Annotated in this window: 13 protein-coding genes; 5 read left to right on the forward strand and 8 right to left on the reverse strand. The window is 74.4% G+C overall.

Annotated elements, in window-relative coordinates; translation table 11 throughout:
- Nucleotides 1–342 precede the first annotated feature (342 nt).
- The 5 genes from ABZ117_RS03305 to ABZ117_RS03325 all read right to left on the reverse strand — a co-directional run bounded on the left by ABZ117_RS03305 (nt 343) and on the right by ABZ117_RS03325 (nt 7,488).
- The gene (locus ABZ117_RS03305) at nt 343–1,737 is read right to left on the reverse strand and encodes an AlkA N-terminal domain-containing protein (protein ID WP_356817393.1); all 1,395 of its coding nucleotides are present in this window, start codon (nt 1,735–1,737) and stop codon (nt 343–345) included.
- Nucleotides 1,738–1,863: 126 nt separating this feature from the next.
- Nucleotides 1,864–2,958 carry a ribosome small subunit-dependent GTPase A gene (rsgA, locus tag ABZ117_RS03310; protein WP_356816888.1) on the reverse strand — a complete coding sequence of 365 codons (1,095 nt, stop codon included), beginning with the start codon at nt 2,956–2,958 and terminating at the stop codon, nt 1,864–1,866.
- A 311-nt stretch (nt 2,959–3,269) separates the two neighbouring features.
- On the reverse strand, nt 3,270–4,763 hold the full coding sequence (locus ABZ117_RS03315) for a cellulose-binding domain-containing protein (RefSeq protein WP_356816890.1): 1,494 nt from the start codon (nt 4,761–4,763) through the stop codon (nt 3,270–3,272).
- A 250-nt stretch (nt 4,764–5,013) separates the two neighbouring features.
- Nucleotides 5,014–6,354, reverse strand: a complete 1,341-nt coding sequence (locus ABZ117_RS03320; RefSeq protein ID WP_356816892.1) for a radical SAM protein — start codon at nt 6,352–6,354, stop codon at nt 5,014–5,016.
- A 126-nt stretch (nt 6,355–6,480) separates the two neighbouring features.
- The gene (locus ABZ117_RS03325; protein WP_356816894.1) at nt 6,481–7,488 is read right to left on the reverse strand and encodes a hydroxyacid dehydrogenase; all 1,008 of its coding nucleotides are present in this window, start codon (nt 7,486–7,488) and stop codon (nt 6,481–6,483) included.
- 109 nt (nt 7,489–7,597) lie between these two features.
- Between ABZ117_RS03325 and ABZ117_RS03330 the strand changes: the two genes are divergently transcribed.
- The 4 genes from ABZ117_RS03330 (at nt 7,598) to ABZ117_RS03345 (ending at nt 13,609) form a co-directional block, all read left to right on the forward strand.
- Nucleotides 7,598–8,929 (forward strand): FAD-binding protein, encoded by a 1,332-nt coding sequence (locus ABZ117_RS03330; RefSeq protein ID WP_356816896.1) that lies wholly within the window; start codon nt 7,598–7,600, stop codon nt 8,927–8,929.
- Between the two features lie 332 nt (nt 8,930–9,261).
- Nucleotides 9,262–12,234 carry a glycoside hydrolase family 2 TIM barrel-domain containing protein gene (locus ABZ117_RS03335; RefSeq protein WP_356816898.1) on the forward strand — a complete coding sequence of 991 codons (2,973 nt, stop codon included), beginning with the start codon at nt 9,262–9,264 and terminating at the stop codon, nt 12,232–12,234.
- Nucleotides 12,235–12,306: 72 nt separating this feature from the next.
- A complete protein-coding gene (locus ABZ117_RS03340) occupies nt 12,307–12,891 on the forward strand; it encodes a TetR-like C-terminal domain-containing protein (protein ID WP_356816900.1) in 585 nt (194 codons plus the stop codon).
- Nucleotides 12,884–13,609 carry an alpha/beta fold hydrolase gene (locus ABZ117_RS03345; protein WP_356816902.1) on the forward strand — a complete coding sequence of 242 codons (726 nt, stop codon included), beginning with the start codon at nt 12,884–12,886 and terminating at the stop codon, nt 13,607–13,609. The genes ABZ117_RS03340 and ABZ117_RS03345 overlap by 8 nt, the downstream gene beginning before the upstream one ends.
- Here the strand turns inward: ABZ117_RS03345 and ABZ117_RS03350 are convergent.
- The 3 genes from ABZ117_RS03350 to ABZ117_RS03360 form a co-directional block, all read right to left on the reverse strand.
- Nucleotides 13,593–15,290, reverse strand: coding sequence for a DUF2264 domain-containing protein (locus ABZ117_RS03350; protein WP_356817395.1), 1,698 nt, complete (start codon nt 15,288–15,290; stop codon nt 13,593–13,595). The two genes, ABZ117_RS03345 and ABZ117_RS03350, sit on opposite strands and share 17 nt — an antisense overlap.
- Before the next feature lie 111 nt (nt 15,291–15,401).
- Nucleotides 15,402–16,811, reverse strand: coding sequence for an RICIN domain-containing protein (locus ABZ117_RS03355; protein WP_356816904.1), 1,410 nt, complete (start codon nt 16,809–16,811; stop codon nt 15,402–15,404).
- Between the two features lies 1 nt (nt 16,812).
- The gene (locus ABZ117_RS03360; RefSeq protein WP_356816906.1) at nt 16,813–17,907 is read right to left on the reverse strand and encodes a glycoside hydrolase family 43 protein; all 1,095 of its coding nucleotides are present in this window, start codon (nt 17,905–17,907) and stop codon (nt 16,813–16,815) included.
- A gap of 223 nt (nt 17,908–18,130) precedes the next feature.
- On the opposite strand from ABZ117_RS03360, the gene mmuM reads away from it, so the two are divergent.
- Nucleotides 18,131–19,060, forward strand: coding sequence for a homocysteine S-methyltransferase (gene mmuM, locus ABZ117_RS03365; protein WP_356816907.1), 930 nt, complete (start codon nt 18,131–18,133; stop codon nt 19,058–19,060).
- Nucleotides 19,061–19,564 lie beyond the last annotated feature (504 nt).

Raw genomic sequence — 19,564 nt, forward strand, 5'->3', positions numbered from 1 at the left:
CCGGATGGCCGGATGGCCGGATGGCCGGATGGCCGGATGGCCGGATGGCCGGATGGCCGGATGGCCGGATGGCCGGATGGCCGGATGGCCGGATGGCGGGGCGTCTGTCAGCCGCTTCGTCCGGTCCGCCGGTCGGCCGGTCGGCTCGCCGGCCCGCCACTTGGGCGGTCCGCCGGGGCGCCGGTTTACCTGCCAGCCGGTCCACCGATGCACACCGGTCCACCGCTCTGTCCTGGGCACCGGACCCCGGGCCACCGGACCACTGTGCGCCGGTGTGGCAACGGCCGTCGGAGGGACTTTCGTTGCGCAGCGGGAGGGGCGCCGGCGGGCGGGGCGTGTGGGTTACCAGGGCAATTGCCCGGCCACGCGCAGGTGTTGTACGGCGTACGACCGCCATGGGCGCCAGGTGCCGGGGAGGTCGGCGCCGGGCGGGGACACGTCCGGATCGCCGAGGGCGCGTACGCGCAGGGCGGCGGCGACGGCCGGGTCCATGCCGGGCAGGGCGAGCAGGGCCTCCTCGGCGTCGTCCCGGTCGGCGCCCGCGTCCAGCCGTACGGTGCCGTCGGCGAGGGCGGCGGCCAGCGCGCCCAGCGGCCCGGCGGGCTCGGCCTCGGCGAGGACGGCGGGCTCGGGGAAGAGATGCGTGAGGCTGCCGCAGGGCGCGTCGAGGGCCTTGCCGTACCTGCGGACCAGCTCCTGGGCGCCCCGGGTGCCGGCCAGGGCGCGCACGGCGGGCTCCAGCGGGTCCACCGCACCGGGTGAGCGCAGTCCGGGCCGGGCGGCGACGAGCGGGGCGAGCCGTGGGGCGGCGCCGAGGCGTTCGTCGACGGCGTACGGGTCGGCGTCCAGGTCGAACAGCCGGCGCAGCCGTTGCACGGCGGTGGTCAGGTCCCGGGGGTCGGTGAGGTTCAGCCGGGCCTCCAGCCAGCCGCCCGGGTGGGTGCCGGCACCGGCCCGGGAGGCCCGGGTGCGTTCGTGGACGGCGACGAGCGCGGTGCCATACGGCAGCCGCAGACTGCGCCGGTAGGTACGGCCGCCCGGGCGGCCGGTCACCTCCTCGACTCCCAGTACGGCCTCCTGGGCGAGCTGGTCGAAGACGGCGGCGGCCTGGTACGGGCCCCGGTGGGCGAGCCGCAGCGGGATGCCCGCGCCGGGCGCGGCGCGGCGGACGCCCCGGCCCCGGGGGGCGGCGGCACGCACTTCGGTGGGTGTCGCGTCGTACACCTCGCGGATGGTGTCGTTGAACTGCCGCACGCTGGCGAACCCGGACGCGAACGCGATCTCGGTGACGGGCAGGTCGGTGGTCCGCAGCAGCACCCGCGCGGTGTGCGCCCGCTGGGCACGGGCGAGCGCGACGGGCCCGGCGCCCAGTTCCGCGGTGAGCTGCCGCTGGACCTGCCGGGCGCTGTAGCCGAGCCGCGCGGCGAGCCCGGCGACGCCCTCGCGGTCCACGACGCCGTCGGCGATCAGGCGCATGGCCCGGCCGACGACGTCCGCGCGGACGTTCCACTCCGCCGAGCCGGGCACGGCGTCCGGCCGGCACCGCCGGCAGGCGCGGAACCCGGAGCCCTGGGCGGCGGCGACGGTCGCGAAGAACCGCACGTTGTGCCGCTTGGGCGTCACCGCCGGGCAGCTGGGCCGGCAGTAGATCCCGGTGGTCTCGACAGCGAAGAAGAACGCCCCGTCGAACCGTCCGTCCCGGCTGCGTACCGCCTCGTACCTGGTGTCCGCGTCCATCACGTGTTCCAGTGTGCGCCCGGCCGAGGGACGCGGCTGGCGGAAATCGGACGTGGACCGGGCGCCCGCCGAGCGACGGGACCCGGGAGCGGTGGCTTCCGGGTCCCGTCGCTCGGCGTGAGCCGGTCAGTGCCAGGACCTGCGCTTGGCCTCGCCCGCGGCCTTGCCGGCGAGGCCCCTGCGCTGCCACTCCTTCTTCAGCTCGGACCGGAGCCGCGCGTCGGACTTGGCCACGGTCCACTGGTTCTCCCGCACGAGCTTGCGGTAGCTCTCCAGCCGCCGGTCCGGAAGGTCGCCGTTCTCCACGGCGGACCGCACCGCGCAGCCCGGCTCGGCCTCGTGGGCGCAGTCATGGAACCGGCACCCCGCGGCCAGTTCCTCGATCTCGGCGAACACCTGCCCGACCCCGGTCCCGGCGTCGTACATGCCGACGCCCCGCAGCCCGGGCGTGTCGATGAGGACGCCGCCGGAGGGCAGGGTGAGCAGGCTGCGGGTGGTCGTGGTGTGCCGGCCCTTGCCGTCGACGTCACGGGCGGCCTGCACCTGCATGATGTCCGCGCCGGCGAGCCCGTTGGCGAGCGTGGACTTGCCCGCGCCGGACTGGCCGAGCAGCACGCTCGTACCGGAGCCGACCAGCGTGGCGAGGGCGTCGAGGCCGTCGCCGTGCAGGGCGCTGACGGGGATCACGGGCACGCCGGGCGCGCTGGTCTCCACGTCCTGCACGAGGTGGGCCAGGGTGGCCGGGTCCGGCACGAGGTCGGCCTTGGTGAGGACGACGACGGGTTGCGCGCCGGACTCCCAGGCGAGGGCGAGGAAGCGTTCGACGCGGCCGAGGTCGAGTTCCACGGCGAGGGACACGGCGACGACGGCGTGGTCGACGTTGGCGGCGAGGATCTGCCCCTCGGACCGCTTGGAGGAGGTGGAGCGGACGAAGGCGGTGCGGCGCGGCAGATACGCGCGGACGTAGCGGGGGTGGCCGCCGGGGTCGACGGCGGCCCAGTCGCCGGTGCACACGACCCGCAGCGGGTCGTGCGGGGTGACGAAGGCGGTGTCGGCGCGGACGACTCCGTCGGCGGTGACGACGTCGCACTGGCCGCGGTCGACCCGGACGACCCGGCCGGGCAGGAGGCCGTCGGCCGCGTGGGGGGCGAACGCGTCGGCCCAGTCCTCGTCCCAGCCGTAGCGGGCGAGGGCAGTGCGGACAGCGGAGGTGGAAGTCAAGGGAGACCCTTCACAGGGTGGCCCCGGGCAGGCGCGTCTGAGGCGCGGTCGGTCAGCCGGTGGCCACGAAGGTGGACTTGAGGAGTTCCTGGGGGAGGGCAGCGCCCGGCGCAGTCACAGCCATCGTCGACACCTCCTCGCCTCGCTCGCGCGTCCGCACACCACCTCGGCGTGCCCGGCAACTGTAGCCCACGGGCGGGGACATGCGTCAAAGCGTTTATCCGCCCGGCCCCGGCCGCCCGACCGAGGGCGCCCGCCGGTTCTCCCTCGCCGGCTCTCCGTTCCCGTTCCGTCCCGTTCCTTCCCCGGCGTCAGCTCACCGCGCAGGCCGCCCCGTTGAGGGTGAAGGCGGACGGGGGCCGGTTCGCGTCGTGCCAGGAGCCGAGGAAACCGAAGGACACGGTGCCGTGCGCGGCCACGGTTCTGTTGTAGTCGGCGGCGGTGGCGGTGACGCGGGAGCCGTCCTGGTGGACGGTGGCGTCCCACATGTTGCCGACCTGCTGGCCGTCGCGGAAGGACCAGGAGACGCGCCAGCCGGTGAGGGCCCGGTCGGTGGTGACGGTCACGGTGGCCTGGAAGCCGTCGGGCCACTGGCCGACCAGGTGGTAGGCGATCCGGCAGCCGGTGGTCCGCGGGGTGGCGGGGGTGCTCGTGGGGCGGGGCCGGGGAGCGGCGGAGGAGGTGCCCTGGGGCTCGGGGCCGGGTTCCTCCGGGACGGGCGCGGTCGTGGTGCCGGCCGCGGAGGGAGTGGCGGACGGTGTGGCGGACGGCGGCGCGGTCGTGGCCGGGCGGGCGGTGGTGTGGGAGGCGCCGCGGTCGGCGGCCGTCTGCCGGTTGTCACGGGCTTCGGCGACGCCGTCGCCGGAGGCGCCGAACGGCATCATCGACACGCCGAGCGCGAGCGCCGACAGCAGGACCGCGGCGGCGAGCAGTCCGCCGCGCAGGACGCGGCTGCGGCCCGCACCCTCCTCGGCGTCCCCCGTGCCGGGTCCGGACGGGCCGGGGCGGCCCGCGCCGAGACGGACCTCGGCGGCGCGGCGGCGGCGCTCCAGGTAGGCGAGGCCGCCCCAGCCGATCACCCCGCCGGCCAGCGCGGCGGGCAGGCCGCCGCCGTGCAGGCGCAGGCAGGCGGCGGCCTCGGCGCACTGCACGCAGGTCGCGAGGTGCCGGGAGAGGTCGGCGGGGGTCTCGGTGGCGGCCGAACGGGTGACCGCATCCAGCAGGCGGGCGTACGAGCGGCACTCCGCGTCCGTCAGGGAGTCGAGGTGGGCGCGGTGGCAGCGGTCCCGGAACAGGGTGCGGACCTGGTCGAGTTCGCCGGCGGCGGTGGCCGGGTCCAGGCCGAGCCGGCGGGCCACGGTGGGCAGGGGCAGCGCCTCCACCTCGGCCAGCCACAGCAGCGCGGCGTCGGCCTCCTGCATGTCCCGCAGGCCGCGCAGCGCGACCGGGCGGTGCAGCGGCGCTCCCGTGAAGCGGGCGGCGCCCGGCGAGTTGAGCCACAGTCTCAGGTCGGGGTCGAGCCGGTGTCCCTGGCCGCCCGCCTCCCAGGCCGCCGCGGTGTTGCGTACGGCGGTGAGCAGCGCCGGGATCGTGGGCAGCCGGGCGGTGCGGCGGCCGGCGCCGCGCACGTGGGGGGCGGCGGCGGCGCGGACCTCGCGCATGCCGAGCGTGAACGCCTCGGTCGCCAGCTGGTGGGCCGTCAGGGACCCGGAGGTGCACAGGTCCGCGTACGAGAGCACGGCGTCCCAGCACTCCGCGAACAGCGCGGCCTCGGTGTCGTCCTGGGGGGTCGGCAGGTCGGGCATGGGACTCCTGCATCCACGTGCGAGTCAACTCACCAGAGGGGGAATGGAGTTGTAGGGGACCTCGCGGGAGGACACAGAGCCTTTCACGGCCTCGACACAACTGACAAGCTGCCTGTTCACATCCTGTTACCGAAGGTCATCACCCGGACGCGTGGCACGACGGCCCGTGGCTCCCGCCTCTGGTACGGACGCGGACGCGGCCCCGTTCACCGGCCACGCCCGCGTATCGCGGGATCCTCGTCCGGCGGGGTCAGACCCCGGCCGGCGTCTCCGTCCCCTCCGCCGTTTCCCGCGCGGGCAGGCTGTCCATGAAGGAGCTGACGGAGAAGACCGCGCGGCCCGGTCCGGGCGGGCCGTAGCCGGGCGGGGAGGACAGGCCGAAGTCGTCCATCGTCTGCCGGTAGGCCTGGAGCAGCCGGATGTGGTACTCCAGCGGCGCGCCCTGCGGGTTGGCCTTGCCGAGCGGGGTGGTGGGCTCCGGGCACCAGGTGGTGAAGCGGGGCGTGATGCCGTGCGACATGAAGAACCGCAGGCCCTCGGTGGTGGAGGCGATGGCCTCGTCGACGGTGGTGAAGCCGAAGGGCTCGGCCATCTCCACCCCGGCCACGAAGTTGGGGATGACGTTGCGGGCGCCGAAGACGTCGGCGGAGTCGAGGATCCGCTTGTGCCACTCGTCGCGGCCGACGTAGCGCTCCTTGCCGGGGCAGTACAGCTCGAACAGCCGGCGGTCCCACACCTCGAAGTTGGGGTGGTAGATCTGCACGCCGTAGTCCTTGAACCGCTGCACGTCGTCCTTCGGCAGCGCCTGCGCCACGACCTTGCCGATCCACCGGCCCGGGAAGCGCTCCTCGATGGCCTTGGCGTAGTGGCCGTAGAAGTCGGCCTCGTCCCGGCCCGCCACCGTCTTGGTGATCGCACCGCCGGTGAGGGTGTACGCGGTGGACGCCTTCTGGGTGTCGTACCGGTCGATGATCTCCAGCGCCTCGAGGACCTCCTCGACGTCCTTGACCCCGGTGTACGGCCGGCCGGCGGCCTTGTGCTGGCGCCAGTTGTGGTTGATGTCGCAGTACTGGCACTCCTCCTTGGCGCCGAAGTACTGGCACACCCGGAAGACGGTCAGATAGATCAGATAGCCCCACTGGATGGTCGGGGCGACCTCCATCACGGACTTCCCGTTGGACAGGGTGTGCCGGTAGTACTCGGGCATCGGCGGCACGCCCACGTCGGCGATGCGCCTGCCGTCCAGGTACAGCCCCAGCAGCCCCTCCTCGTCGGAGGCGACCCGGTAGGGGGAGGCGGGGTTCACCCGTACGGAGACGACCGTACGCCTCAGGTCGTACGGGCCGCCCGTCAGGATGATCTCTTCCGGGGGCCGGCGCAGCGCGGCCTCGCCCAGCTCGGGCAGGGTGCCGTGGTCGAAGGAGAAGATGAAGTAAGACTTCGGCTTGACGTCCCCGTCCTCGTTGTCGCTGAGGGCGGACTCGTCGAAGGCGACACCGCCCCGGAGCAGGTCCTCCTTGAAGACGGCCTCCCGGGGCACCTGCGGGAAGCGCTCCATCAGATCCTCGACCAGCGCGGTACGACTGCCCATTCGTCTGTCTCCTCCCGGCTCAGGCGTACATCCCTCACCGTATGCCCCCGCCTCCGGCTTCCCCGTGCCGGGTCCCCGCCGGGCGCACGCCGTGTCCCGGCCCGGACCGTGCGCAGCCCGCGCCGGTCAGGCCGTGCGCTCCAGCGCCGCTCGGTCGACGGCGTGAAGGAGGCCGGCGCCCGACACCAGCCGCTCGGCCTCCTCCACCACCGTGCGGCCGAGGCGGGCGACCTCGTTGCCCTGGGAGCCGGCCAGGTGCGGGGTGACGAAGGCGTTCGGCAGGTCGTACAGCGCGGAGCCGGCGGGCAGCGGTTCGGGATCGGTGACGTCCAGGACGGCACGGAGGCGTCCGGTGCGCAGCTCCCCGACCAGTGCCTCGTGGTCGACCAGGGCGCCGCGCGCGGTGTTGATCAGCACCGCTCCCGTGGGCATGAGGGCGAGTTCGCGGGCGCCGATCAGATGACGGGTCTCGGCGGTCTCGGGGGCGTGCAGGGTGACGATGTCGCAGGTGCGCAGCAGCTCGTCCAGGGGCAGCAGCGGTACGCCGAGGCGGCCGGCCTCCGCCGCGTCCGCGTAGGGGTCGGCGAGCGCGACCCTGAGATCGTGCGGGCGGAGCAGTTCGATCAGGCGGCGGCCGACGCGGGAGGCACCGACGATCCCGACCCGCCGGCCGTGGTTGCCGATGCCGGGGACGATGCCCTCGTAGGGGAAGGCGCGCCGGGTGCGCAGCTGGTCGCGGAAGCCGAGGACGTCCTTGCCGGCGAGCAGGATCATGGCGAGCGTGTACTCGGCGACGGGCAGGGCGTTGGCGGCGGCGGCCGAGGAGACGAGGATGCCCCGCTGCCAGACCTCGGGGGTGGCGAACCCCTTGACCGAGCCGGCCGCGTGCAGCACGGCGCGCAGTCGTGGTGCGGCGTCCAGGGCGGCCGCGTCCAGGCGGGGGCAGCCCCAGCCGGTGACGAGGATCTCGGTGCGGGCCAGGACCCGGCGCACCCCGGGTCCGGTGAAGTCGTGCGCCACCAGGGCGGGATCGATCGCCACGCACGCCCGCAGCCGAGCGAGCAGCGCGGGCGGGAAGAGGTGCGGCAGGTTCTCGGCGGCCATCGCGAACAGTGCCTGGGGACGCTCGGGCACAAAAGTGACCTTCCGGCTCGGTGGCACGCGGGCAGCAAGCGTTCTCTACGGTAGGTGGCGCCGGACAAGAGGGTCAACGGACACGCGAGTTCCCGGGAGGGACGCAGACATGACGGAGAGCGCAGGGGCGACGGAACCGGCGACGGGAGGCGTGCGGCCGGGGACCGTCTTGCCGGGGTTGCCGGGCCGGCGCGAGCACGCGGGCGGGTACACCAACTGGGCGCGCACCGTGCGGTACGCGGCGCGGGAGCTGCACCGTCCGCGCACGCCGGAGGAGCTTTCGGCGCTGGTGGCGGGCAGTACCCGGGTGCGGGTGCTGGGCAGCGGGCACTCCTTCAACCGGATCGCCGACCCGGGCCCGGACGGCGTCCTGCTGTCCACCGCCGGGCTGCCGCCGGTGACGGAGGTGGACACGGCGGCCCGTACGGTCCGGGTGTCCGGCGGGGTCCGGTACGCCGAACTGGCCCGCGCGGTCCACGCGCACGGTCTGGCCCTGCCCAACATGGCGTCCCTGCCGCACATCTCGGTGGCCGGCTCCGTGGCGACCGGCACGCACGGTTCGGGTGTCGGCAACGGGCCGCTGGCGTCGGCGGTCCGGGAGGTGGAGCTGGTCGTCGCGGACGGTACGGCGGTGACGATCGGCCGGGACGACTCCCGTTTCGACGGGGCCGTGACCTCCCTCGGCGCGCTGGGTGTCGTCACCGCGCTGACGCTCGCGCTGGAGCCGGCCTATGAGGTGGAGCAGCGGGTGTACACCGAACTGCCCTTGGAGAAGCTGGATTTCGAGACCGTGGCGGCGGCCGGGTACAGCGTGAGCCTGTTCACGGACTGGCGGGAGCCGGGGTTCCGGCAGGTGTGGGTCAAGCGGCGCACGGACGGCCCGGCGGTGGACTTCCCGTGGGCGGCGCCCGCGGCCGTACCGCTGCACCCGGTGCCGGGGATGCCCGCGGCCAACTGCACCGCACAGCTGGGCGTGCCGGGGCCGTGGCACGAGCGGCTGCCGCACTTCCGGGCGGAGTTCACGCCGAGCAGCGGGGAGGAGATCCAGTCGGAGTACCTGCTGCCGCGGTCGGCGGCGCTCGACGCGCTGCACGCGGTCGACGGGATACGGGGCACGGTCGCCGGCGTCCTCCAGGTCTGCGAGGTGCGTACGGTCGCCGCCGACCGGCAGTGGCTCAGCCCCGCCCACGGCCGGGACTCGGTCGCGCTGCACTTCACCTGGGTGCGCGACGAGGCGGCGGTCCTGCCGGTGGTGCGCCGGCTGGAGGAGGTGCTCGACCCGTTCGATCCGCGTCCGCACTGGGGCAAGGTGTACGAGATGCCGCCGGCCGTGGTCCGCCGGCGGTACGCGCGTCTGCCCGGCTTCCGGGCGCTGGTCCGTTCCCTGGACCCCGGCGGCACCTTCACCAACGCCTTCGTACGGGACCTCCTCGACGGCTGACCGGCCCCGCGGGAACCGCCCGTCTCCCCCGCGGCCGCCTCCCTGCGCGGCCCCCGGCGGCCCCCGCCCGGGGCCCTTGTCGGACGTCCGCCCCAGCCCATAGCCTGACGGCCGCGCCGGTGCCGATGCCGCACCGGCCCGGCCGGCACCGGAAGGACAGCCGCGTGAAGCCCACCTCACGTGACCTCCGTACCGCGGACCACGACGAGACGCCGCGCCGGATCACCGCCGGGGCTCCCGCCTCCCGGCGGCCCCCGTGACAGCGCCCTGCCCGGTACGACGACGGAGGACGCACGTGTCCGGACCGCATCAAGGGCTGACCCAGGAGACCGATGTCTTTGCGCACCCGCACCGCCGACCACGTCGAGGACGTCTCACCGGGTTCCGGGGCGCTGCCGCCCCGCGCCTGGTACGCCACCTCGGACGCCAAGTCCCTCTCACTGAACGGAAGCTGGCGCTTCCGGCTGTCGCCGACGGCCGACGCCGAGGACGACTCCTTCGCGGCGCCGGGGTACGACGCCGGTGACTGGGCGGAGATCTCCGTGCCCGGCCACTGGGTGCTCCAGGGCCACGGCTCCCCCGTCTACACCAACCACCGCTACCCGTTCCCGGTGGACCCGCCCCGGGTGCCGACCGAGAACCCGACCGGCGACCACCTGCGCGTCTTCGACCTCCCGGCGGACTGGCCGGCACCGTCCGGCGGTGGTGCCGGCTTACGCTTCGACGGGGTGGAGTCCTGCGCCCGGGTCTGGCTGAACGGCACGGACCTCGGCCATTTCAAGGGCTCCCGGCTGCCGCACGAGTTCCCGGTCGGCCCCCTGCTGAGGGCCGGGGGAAACGTCCTGGCGGTCCGCGTCCACCAGTGGTCGGCCGGCTCCTACCTGGAGGACCAGGACCAGTGGTGGCTGCCGGGCGTCTTCCGTGACGTCACCCTGCTGCACCGGCCGGCCGGCGGCGTCGCGGACTTCTTCGTGCACGCCTCCTACGACCACACGGCCGGCGCGGGCACCCTGCGCGTCGACTCCGACGTGCCGGGCCGGGTGACCGTCCCGGAGCTGGGCATCGACATCGCGACGGGCGAGCCGGCGACCGTGCCCGTCGCACCGTGGTCCGCCGAGTCACCCCGGCTCTACGACGGCGTCCTGGCCACCGGGGGCGAGCGGGTGCCGCTGCGCGTCGGCTTCCGCACCGTGGAGCTGTCGGACGGCCTGATCGAGGTCAACGGCCTCCCGGTGCTCTTCAAGGGCGTCAACCGGCACGAGTGGCATCCGGAGCGGGGCCGCGCCCTGGATCTGGAGACCATGCGTGAGGACGTGCTGCTGATGAAGCGGCACAACATCAACGCGGTCCGCACCTCCCACTACCCGCCGCACCCGGCCTTCCTCGACCTGTGCGACACGTACGGCCTGTGGGTGATCGACGAATGCGACCTGGAGACGCACGGCTTCACCGAACAGGGCTGGCGGGACAACCCCGTCGACGACGACCGCTGGACCCCGGCGCTGCTCGACCGGGCGGCCCGCATGGTCGAACGGGACAAGAACCACCCGTCGGTCGTCATCTGGTCGCTCGGCAACGAGGCCGGCACCGGCCGGGGCCTGACGGCGATGGCCGCGTGGATCCGCGCCCGCGACAGCTCCCGCCCGGTCCACTACGAGGGGGACCACGACTGCCGTGACACGGACGTGTACTCACGGATGTACGTCGGCCACGCCGAGGTCGAGCGGATCGGCCGCGGCCTGGACGGCGGCCCCCGCAAACGCCGCGCGCTCCCCTTCCTGCTCTGCGAGTACGCGCACGCCATGGGCAACGGCCCCGGCGGACTCGCCGACTACCAGCGGCTGTTCGAGGCCCACGGCCGGCTCCAGGGCGGTTTCGTCTGGGAGTGGATCGACCACGGCATCGCCCACCCCGAGCTGGGCTACGCGTACGGCGGTGACTTCGGCGAGGAGCTGCACGACGGCAACTTCGTCTGCGACGGCCTGCTGTTCCCCGACCGCCGCCCCTCCCCCGGCCTGGCCGAGTACAAGAAGGTGATCGAGCCGGTCGCCATCGCCGCGTCACCCCCGCGCGAGCGGAGCCGGCGGCCCGGGACGGACGCGCACGGCACGGTGCGCATCACCAACCGGTACGACGCCACCGACCTGTCGGCGCTGGCGTTCACCTGGGCCTACGACGTGGAGGGCGCGACGGTGCGGTCCGGCACCCTGCCGGTGCCCGCGCTGGCCCCCGGGGAGAGTGCCGAGGTCGGGCTGCCCGCCGTGCCGGCCGGCGCACCGGCCGGTGAGGCCCACTGGACCGTCCGTGCGGTGCTCGCCTCCGGCACGGCGTGGGCGCCGCCCGGCCACGTCGTCGCGTGGGGCCAGATCCCGGCCTCGGCGCGCCGGGTCCCGTACGTCGCCGCGACCGCCCGGCCGGTGCACGGGGACGGCCTCGTCACCCTCGGCCCCGGTGTCTTCGACGCCCGCACCGGGGCGCCGCGGACGATCGGCGGGGTGGCCGTCACCGGTCTGCGCCTCGACGTGTGGCGGGCGACCACCGACAACGACGACGGCGCCGCCTGGCAGGGCGACCCGCGCCACGGGCCGCTGTGGCGCGGGCTCGGCCTGCACCGGATGCGGCACCGCCTGGACGCGGTCGAGGCCGGCGGCGACGCGCTGACGGTCCGCACCCGGGTGGCGCCGGCCGGCGGGGAGCTGGGCCTGTCGGCGGTGTACCGCTGGACGTCCGGCGGAGACCGGCTCCGGCTGACCGTGTCCACCGTCCCGGAAGGCCACTGGAGCGTCCCGCTGCCCCGTCTCGGCATCCGCTTCGGACTGTCCGGGGCCGACCGTGTGCGCTGGTACGGCGGCGGCCCCGGCGAGGCGTACCCGGACACCAGGACGGCGTCCGCGGCCGGCCGCTGGGAGTCGGCCGTGGACGACATGCAGACCCCGTACGTCCGCCCCCAGGAGAACGGCGCGCGCATCGACGTCCGCTGGGCGGAGCTGGGCGGCCTGCGCGTGGAGGGCGACCCGGCGTTCTTCCTCACCGTCCGCCGCTGGACCACCGAGCAGCTGGACGCCGCCGCCCACCGCTCCGACCTGGTCCCGGGCGGCACGGTCTGGGTCAACCTCGACCACGGCCAGCACGGCATCGGCTCCCAGTCCTGCGGCCCGGGCCCGCTGCCCCGCTACCACCTGCGCGCGGAACCGGCGGAGTTCTCCTTCGTCTTCTCCCCGCAGTCCTCCTCCTCGCAGTCCTCCTCCCCGCAGTCCATGTCCCCGCAGTCCTCCTCCTCGCCGCCCGGAACCCGCCTCGCCTGATCCCGCCCCGCCCGGGCCCGGCTCCCTAGAGGCTCTAGGATGGCTCCTAGCAGACCAAGGGGAGGTGGGCGGATGGCCCGGGTGGGGCTCACCGCCGAACGGCTGGTGGCAGCCGCCGCGGACCTGGCGGACGAGGCCGGCCTCGACCACGTCAGTATCTCCGCGCTGGCCCGGCGTTTCGGCGTCAGGGACGCCAGCCTGTACTCGCACGTCCGCAACCTTCAGGACCTGCGCACGCGGCTCGCGCTGCACGCGGGCGGCGAGCTGATCGACCGGATCGCGGTGGCCGTCGCCGGCCGCGCGGGCAAGGAGGCGCTGACCGCGTTCGCCGGCGCCTACCGGGCCTACGCCCTGGAGCACCCGGGCCGGTACGCGGCCACCCAGATCCGCATCGACCAGACCCTGGTCGCCGGCTCCCCGGCGCTGCGCCGCACCACCGAGATCACCTACGGCATGCTGCGGGCCTACGGCCTGGACGAGCCCGACCTGACGGACGCGGTACGGCTGTTGCGCAGCACCTTCCACGGCTACTGCGTCCTGGAGGCGGCCGGGGGGTTCGGCGCGGCGCGGCCCGTCGCCCGGTCCTGGGACAAGGCGGTCGACGCCCTGCACCTCACCCTCGCGCACTGGCCCCGGGAGCGGAAGAGCGATGGCTGACCGCCCGCACCACGACGTCACCGGCCGCGGCCCCGTCCTGCTGCTGATGCCGGGCGGGGCCGGGCACCCGATGGGTCTCGGCCCGCTGACCGAGCGGCTGGCGCGGCGCTTCACCGTGGTGACGTACGACCCGCTCGGCCTCGCCCACGGCCGGCTCGGACTGCCGGTCGCCGAGCAGCGGGTGGCGGACTGGAGCGAAGGGGCGCACCGGGTGCTGGAGGAGGTCCTGCCGCCCGGCGAGCGGGCGTACGCCTTCGGGACCAGTTCCGGCGGCATCGCGGTCCTCGACCTGCTCGCCCGGCACCCGGAACGGCTGGCGCACGTGGTCGCGCACGAACCGCCGTGCGTGACCCTGCTGCCGGACGGGGCGCGGCGCCGCCAGGAGCTGATCGACGGCCTCGACGGCCCCGGCCGGCCACCCGCCGAGGGGGAGTCGGCGACGCCGATGGGCGTGTTCCTGGCCCACGTCCTGCGCCCGTTCACCGCCTGGACACCACGGTTCACGACCGACCGTCTCACCGTGGCCGCGGGAACCGCCTCGCGCGGTCAGCTCCTCCACGACACCGCCCGCCGCGTCGCCGGCCACCTCGACAGCCCCTTCGTGGAGTACCCGGGCGGCCACCTGAGCGCCCTGGACCACCCCGACGCCCACGCCGCCCTCCTCGGCGACACGTTCCTCCCCGGCACCGCGCGTCCCGGTCTCACTCCCCCACGCTGACGTCCGCTCCGTCGGCGTCCAGCCGTACCCGCAGCCGCGCCGGGGTGCCCGTGGTCCAGCGGACGTCCAGGGTGCCGGCGCCGTCCGTCCGTACGGCGACCAGGTCCGCGAGCGGCGCCGGGTCCGGCTCGGCGGTCAGTCTGGCCAGTGCGGCGAAGAGGGTGGGGCCCTCGCCGGTGGTGCCGGTGAGGGTGCCGGACAGGCCCACGGCGGGCAGGAGTTCGGCTCGCCGGCCGTTGCGGGCCGCCCATCCGGTGAGCCGTACCGGTGTGCCCGGTGCGGCGCCGTCGACCAGGTGGCCGCGGACCTCCACCGCCCCACGCGCCAGCACGACACTCGTCACCCGGGTTCCCCCGCCGCCCGTGTGCCGTGAGGCCGCCCAGCCGTCGCCGACGCCCAGCGGTTCGATACCGGTACGGCTCGGATCCCCGCCGACGATCACGCTGTTGTCGTACGACGGTGCGGGCGCGGTCGCGGTCGAGTAGGCGAGCCGGGTGTAGTACGGGTCGTAGCGGACGTCCTCGCTGCCGTGGTTGTGCAGTCGGACCAGACCGTCCGAACGGGTGCTCTGGAGCAGCCAGTTGGGGGCGGGCAGGGGGCGTACGACGTCCGCGCGGTCGGCCGGGGCGGGCTCCTCGAGTGCCGTCCACACCTCGTGTGCGGGTGGCAGCAGCAGGCCGAGGAAGCCCTTGCTCGCCCAGTACGGCGAGGCGGGTCCCGAATAGGCCTGGGCGAGCGACTCGTCGCGGCCGAGCCAGCCGAGCGGCAGCAGGCCCCGCCGGTCGACCGCGCCGCCGTCGAGGAAGTACCGCAGCGCGCCGGAGGCGAGGCGCCGGGTCTCGCCCGGCGGCAGGGGCGTGTGGCCGGTCAGGGCGCCGAGCCAGAGCGGGGCCGCCGTCGCGAACCGGTAGGTCAGGGAGCGGCCCTGGTGCAGCGGGGCGCCGTCGCCGCCGAACAGGTGGGCGTAGTCGGCGAGATGGCGTGACAGCCGTCCGCCGTACAGGGACAGCAGGGCGCGGTCGTCCGCCAGCCAGGCGTGCAGGACCGGGTACAGGTGCAGGGCCCAGCCGTTGTAGTAGTCGAACTTCCGGCCGTCGCCGTCGGTGTACCAGCCGTCGCCCGCGTACCAGCCCTCGATCCGCTCCAACCCCCGGTCGATCACCCTGCGCGCCGCCTGCTCCCGGTGGCCGGTCTCCGCGAGGAAGCCGGCGACGGTGACCGGGAACAGCTCCCAGTTGCACGGCCAGGGTTGTGCGGTGAGCGCGTCCGAGAGCCAGGTGGCGGTCCGCTGGCGGACCGCGTCGTCCAGGCGGTCCCACAGCAGCGGCCGGGTCAGGCGCAGGGCGAGCGCGACGGACGCGGCCTCGACCAGCGGCTGGCTGCGGTCGGTGATCCGCGGCCAGAGCCCGCCGGGTCCGGCCGCGAGGCCCTCGGCGTACCGGCCGAGCACGTTCTCGTCCCGGCGGAAGGCGGCCAGCAGCAGGGTGCGGGCGTACCCTTCGAGGCCGTCGGAGAGCCGGCCGGCGTGGCTCACATGGCCGCCGGGCAGCTGGTAGAGGGCGCGGCCGGCGGTGGCATAGGGCTCGACGGCGGCGAGCAGGGCGTCGGCGGCGGCTTCCCAGTGGGCGCGGGTGTAGCCGGTGTACGGGCTCGACGCGCGGTCGTCGGCGGGCAGGTCCAGCACGGCGGTGGCCTTCCTTCCTGGCGGGTTCCGGGACGCCCCGGTTCCGGTCGGGGCGCCCCGGGGGTTCATCCCATCCGTACCCGGCGGACGGGGCCCCGGTCCGCGTGGTCACGTGCCGCGTGTCCACTGCTGGTTGGTGCTCCCGGTGCACGTGTAGGTGATGACCGCGGCGGAGTCGGCGGTGGACGCGCCGGACACGTCCAGGCATTCGCCGCTCGCCCGGGCCCGGACGGTCACGTACGAGCCGGAGGCGACGACCGACCACTGCTGGGCGGTGGCGCCGGTGCAGTCCTCCTGCGTGACGTCGCTCGCGTTCTCCTGGAGGCACAGGGAGCTGCCGCGGCCCAGCAGGGCCACGTAACCGTTGCCGAGGTCCTTGAACCACCACTTCTGGTTGGTGCCGCCGTTGCAGGTGTACTGCGCGACGGCGACGCCCTGCCACAGCGACCGGCTCGGTACGTCCACGCACTTGGAGCTGTGCCGGGCGACCAGGGTGCGGTACGCGGCACCGGTGCCGGTGACGGTGCCCGCGGTGGTGTCGACGGTGATCTCCGGATACCAGGTCATGCTCATCGAGGTGGCGGCCGGGAAGGCCAGCGGCAGCCACACGTACCGGGAGTCGTCGACCGTGCCGCCGAAGGAGTCGCCCCAGCGGTCGCCCAGGTACAGGTACGAGGTGCCCGAACCGCCCTGCACGGTCAGGACGTAGGCGGTCTGGGAGCCGTAGGCGGTGGAGTCCCCGACGTTCGACCAGGAGCTCCAGGGACCGGAGAGGGAGGTAGCGGTGGCGTACTGCTGCTGGTTGGGATCCCAGCCGGTGGCGCCCGAAGTGAGCATGAAGTAGACGCCGTTGCGCCGGAACAGGGCGGGTGCCTCGCGGTGACCGCCGGGCCAGGGGTTGGCGACCAGGCCGGCGATGCCGGTGTAGTCGGCGGTGAGCCGGTAGATGTGCAGGTCGTAGTTCTCGTTGGCGGCGGAGACCATGTACGCGGTGCCGTCGGTGTCCACGTAGGTGGTCAGGTCGCGGGACATGTACTGGCCGAGGGGGCGGAAGCTGCCCCGGTAGGTGTAACTGCCGTCGACGGTGCCGGAGACGGCCACCGCGGCGCGCGCCTCGCCGTAGTCGGTGCCGTTCTCCTTGTGCATCCACATGACGAACATGCCGGTGGCCGCGTTGTAGACGACCTTGGGGCGTTCGATGTAGGCGGTGCCCAGTTCGGCGGCGGAGGACCGGGTGAGGACGCGGGCGCGGAACTCCCAGTTCTTCAGGTCGGTGGAGCGGTAGGCGTTCACGGACCGGAAGGTGTTGTCGCTGTTCCGGTCCTCGCCGAACCAGTAGTAGAAGGACCCGACCTTGATGACCCCGCCGCCGTGGGCATGCACGGGGTCGCCCGACGTGTCCGAGAACCGGGTGCCGTTGGTGATCGTCCGCGGTGCCGCCTGCGCGGGGCCCGCGGTGGCCAGGGCGGCGGCGAGCGTGCAGCACAGGGCCAGCAGCACCGCGTACGCGCGTCTCATCTCACGCACTTCCCTTCACGGTGTCGGCGACGGGGACGCCGAAGTCCGGGGTGCCGTCGGGTTTCCAGCCGAACCTCTGGACGCGGGTGTGCCGGTTGGGGTCGTCCAGGGGGTCGCCGGTGATCTCCCGGTACTGGCGGGCGTGGTAGACGAGGACATCGCCGCGGCCGTCCTCGGCGACGGTGAAGCAGTTGTGGCCGGGGCCGTACTGCCGCGTGGTGTCGTTGCTGGTGAAGACCGGGACGGGTGACTTGGCCCAGCTCCGCGCGTCCAGCAGGTCACTGCCGGCGTCGGCGGTCAGCAGGCCCATGCAGTAGTGCCGGTCGGTGGCGCCGGCCGAATAGGTGAGGAAGACACGGCCGTTGCGCTTCAGGACGGACGGCCCCTCGTTGACCCGGTAGCCGACGCACTCCCAGTCGTACTCCGGGGTGGAGAGCCGGACCTGGGGGCCGGTCAGTGTCCACGGGTCGGCCATCTTGGAGATCCACAGCGCGGTGTTGTTGTCCATGCCGGGCTCGTGCTGTGCCCACACCAGGTAGCGGCTGCCTCGGTGGGTGAAGGTGGTGGCGTCGAGGGAGAAGGTCTCCCAGGCGGTCCTGATCTGGCCCCGTTCCACCCAGGTCCCCCGGAAGGGGTCGGGGTGGGCGTTCTCCAGCACCCAGATGCGGATGGCCCACACGTCCTCGGCGGGGGCCGAGGCGAAGTAGACGTACCACTTGCCGCCGATCCGGTGCAGCTCGGGCGCCCAGATGTGCGCGCTCATCGGACCGGTGGTGTGCGCCCGCCAGATCACCGACTCGGTAGCCGTGGACAGGCCGTTCAGGGTGCGGGCACGGCGCAGGACGACGCGGTCGTACTCGGGGACGGTGGCCGTGAAGTAGTAACGGCCGTCGGTGTGGCGGGTGATGTGCGGATCGGCGCGCTGGAGGACGAGCGGGTTGGTGTAGGGGGCCGCCCCCGACGGGACGGGGGCCGCCTGGGCGAGGCCGGGGGTGGCGGCGAGGGCACCGGCGGCGAGCGCGGCACCCCTGAGCATCAGTCTGCGGCTGGGGACTGCGGGCGGGTGCGCTCCGGGGAGGTCGTGGTCGCGGCTCATGCGGTCTGCCTCTCGGTCGGGCGGGGCTGTTTCCGGCACCGCCTGTTCGGCATTTCGTACGCCATCTGTGATTACGAACGTCGAAAAGGTAGAGGCGGGTCACGGGAGGGTCAATGGGAACGACGGGAGAAGAGGAAAAAGGGGGAAAGCCCTTTCACCGTCGAGGTGCCCACTTCCCGGACACCGGGGGCCGCGCGGAGCGCGCGTCGACTAGCGTCGTGACATGACCAGCGACCTCTCCCCCGGCCTCGCCGACGCCCTCGCCGGCGGCGGTACGGTCGTGCTCGACGGCGGCATGTCCAACCAGCTGGAATCGGCCGGGCACGACCTGAGCGACGACCTGTGGTCGGCACGGCTGCTCGCCGAACGGCCGGACGCGGTGACCGAGGCCCACCTCGCCTACTACCTCGCCGGCGCCGACATCGCCATCACCGCCAGCTACCAGGCCACCTTCGAGGGCTTCGCACAGCGCGGCACCGGTCGCGAGGAGGCCGCGCGGCTGCTCGCGCTCAGCGTGGAGCTGGCCCGTACGGCGGCCCGGCGGGCGGCCGGCACGGGCATCCGACGGCCGCTGTGGGTGGCGGCGTCCGTCGGGCCGTACGGGGCGATGCGGGCCGACGGCTCCGAGTACCGGGGCCGGTACGGGTTGAGCGTGGCCGAGCTGGAGCGGTTCCACCGGCCGCGGATCGAGGTGCTCGCCGCCGCCGCGCCCGACGTCCTCGCGCTGGAGACCGTCCCGGACGCCGACGAGGCCGCTGCCCTGCTGCGGGCGGTACGCGGGCTGGGGGTGCCGGCGTGGCTGTCGTACACGGTCGACGGCCGGCGGACACGGGCCGGCCAGCCCCTGGAGGAGGCGTTCGCGCTCGCCGCCGACGCCGACGAGGTGATCGCGGTCGGCGTCAACTGCTGCGCGCCGCGGGACGTCGGACCCGCGGCGGAGATCGCGGCCCGCGTCACCGGCAAACCGGTCGTGGTCTACCCCAACAGCGGCGAGGCCTGGGATGCCGGGGCCCGCGCCTGGACGGGCCGTACGACGTTCACCGCCGAGCAGGTCACGGGGTGGCGGGAGGCCGGAGCGCGGCTGATCGGCGGGTGCTGCCGGGTGGGCCCGGACACGATCGCGTCGATCGGGCGGGCGCTGGAGAAGGCGTGAGGTGACCGTGCGGCACACCGAGCCCAACCCGGGCCGGCCGACCGAGCGCCGGGCGACGTGAGCTTGCCACCGGGACCCTGAGCATGGCCTGAACCGGTCGGCCGCACCCTGGACACAGGGCGGCTGACGCCGGGCGCTCCGGACTCTCCCGGCCGCAGACCTCGGGCGCGCCGCTCTGGAGCACCGCCCGCCGGATGAGCCCCCTGGTCGCGGGTGCGGCGAGCAGCCTTTCGCCGCACCCGCACCGTGCACAGCGGCGCGTGCGCGTTGCTCCACATCAGAGCATCACAGTGCGCGGAAGCCTTCCGCCGCACAGGCCCTGGGCCGGGCCGTCCGGCGAACGTCCGCGTGCCGGAACCGTGCCGGTGCGGATCCGTGCACGCCCGTCGTCTTCCCGCCATGGTTACGGCACGTCTATCGTAGGAAGCGCTTTCCGTCCGTCGCCGAGCGGGCGGCGGAAGCAGTGCCGGTCGCGGCTCCCGAGGGCCCACGGTCGGGCCGGAG

The sequence above is a fragment of the Streptomyces sp. NPDC006309 genome, assembly GCF_040613095.1.
In the GTDB taxonomy this organism is placed as follows: Bacteria; Actinomycetota; Actinomycetes; order Streptomycetales; family Streptomycetaceae; genus Streptomyces.

What these genes read in the sequence shown, in the direction of transcription:
- ABZ117_RS03305 (WP_356817393.1), bottom strand. Translation starts at nt 1,737, where the DNA reads ATGGACGCGGACACCAGGTACGAGGCGGTACGCAGCCGGGACGGACGG.
- ABZ117_RS03315 (WP_356816890.1), bottom strand. Translation starts at nt 4,763, where the DNA reads ATGCCCGACCTGCCGACCCCCCAGGACGACACCGAGGCCGCGCTGTTC.
- ABZ117_RS03320 (WP_356816892.1), bottom strand. Translation starts at nt 6,354, where the DNA reads ATGGGCAGTCGTACCGCGCTGGTCGAGGATCTGATGGAGCGCTTCCCG.
- ABZ117_RS03330 (WP_356816896.1), top strand. Translation starts at nt 7,598, where the DNA reads ATGACGGAGAGCGCAGGGGCGACGGAACCGGCGACGGGAGGCGTGCGG.
- ABZ117_RS03335 (WP_356816898.1), top strand. Translation starts at nt 9,262, where the DNA reads ATGTCTTTGCGCACCCGCACCGCCGACCACGTCGAGGACGTCTCACCG.
- ABZ117_RS03340 (WP_356816900.1), top strand. Translation starts at nt 12,307, where the DNA reads ATGGCCCGGGTGGGGCTCACCGCCGAACGGCTGGTGGCAGCCGCCGCG.
- ABZ117_RS03345 (WP_356816902.1), top strand. Translation starts at nt 12,884, where the DNA reads ATGGCTGACCGCCCGCACCACGACGTCACCGGCCGCGGCCCCGTCCTG.
- ABZ117_RS03355 (WP_356816904.1), bottom strand. Translation starts at nt 16,811, where the DNA reads ATGAGACGCGCGTACGCGGTGCTGCTGGCCCTGTGCTGCACGCTCGCC.
- ABZ117_RS03360 (WP_356816906.1), bottom strand. Translation starts at nt 17,907, where the DNA reads ATGAGCCGCGACCACGACCTCCCCGGAGCGCACCCGCCCGCAGTCCCC.
- mmuM (WP_356816907.1), top strand. Translation starts at nt 18,131, where the DNA reads ATGACCAGCGACCTCTCCCCCGGCCTCGCCGACGCCCTCGCCGGCGGC.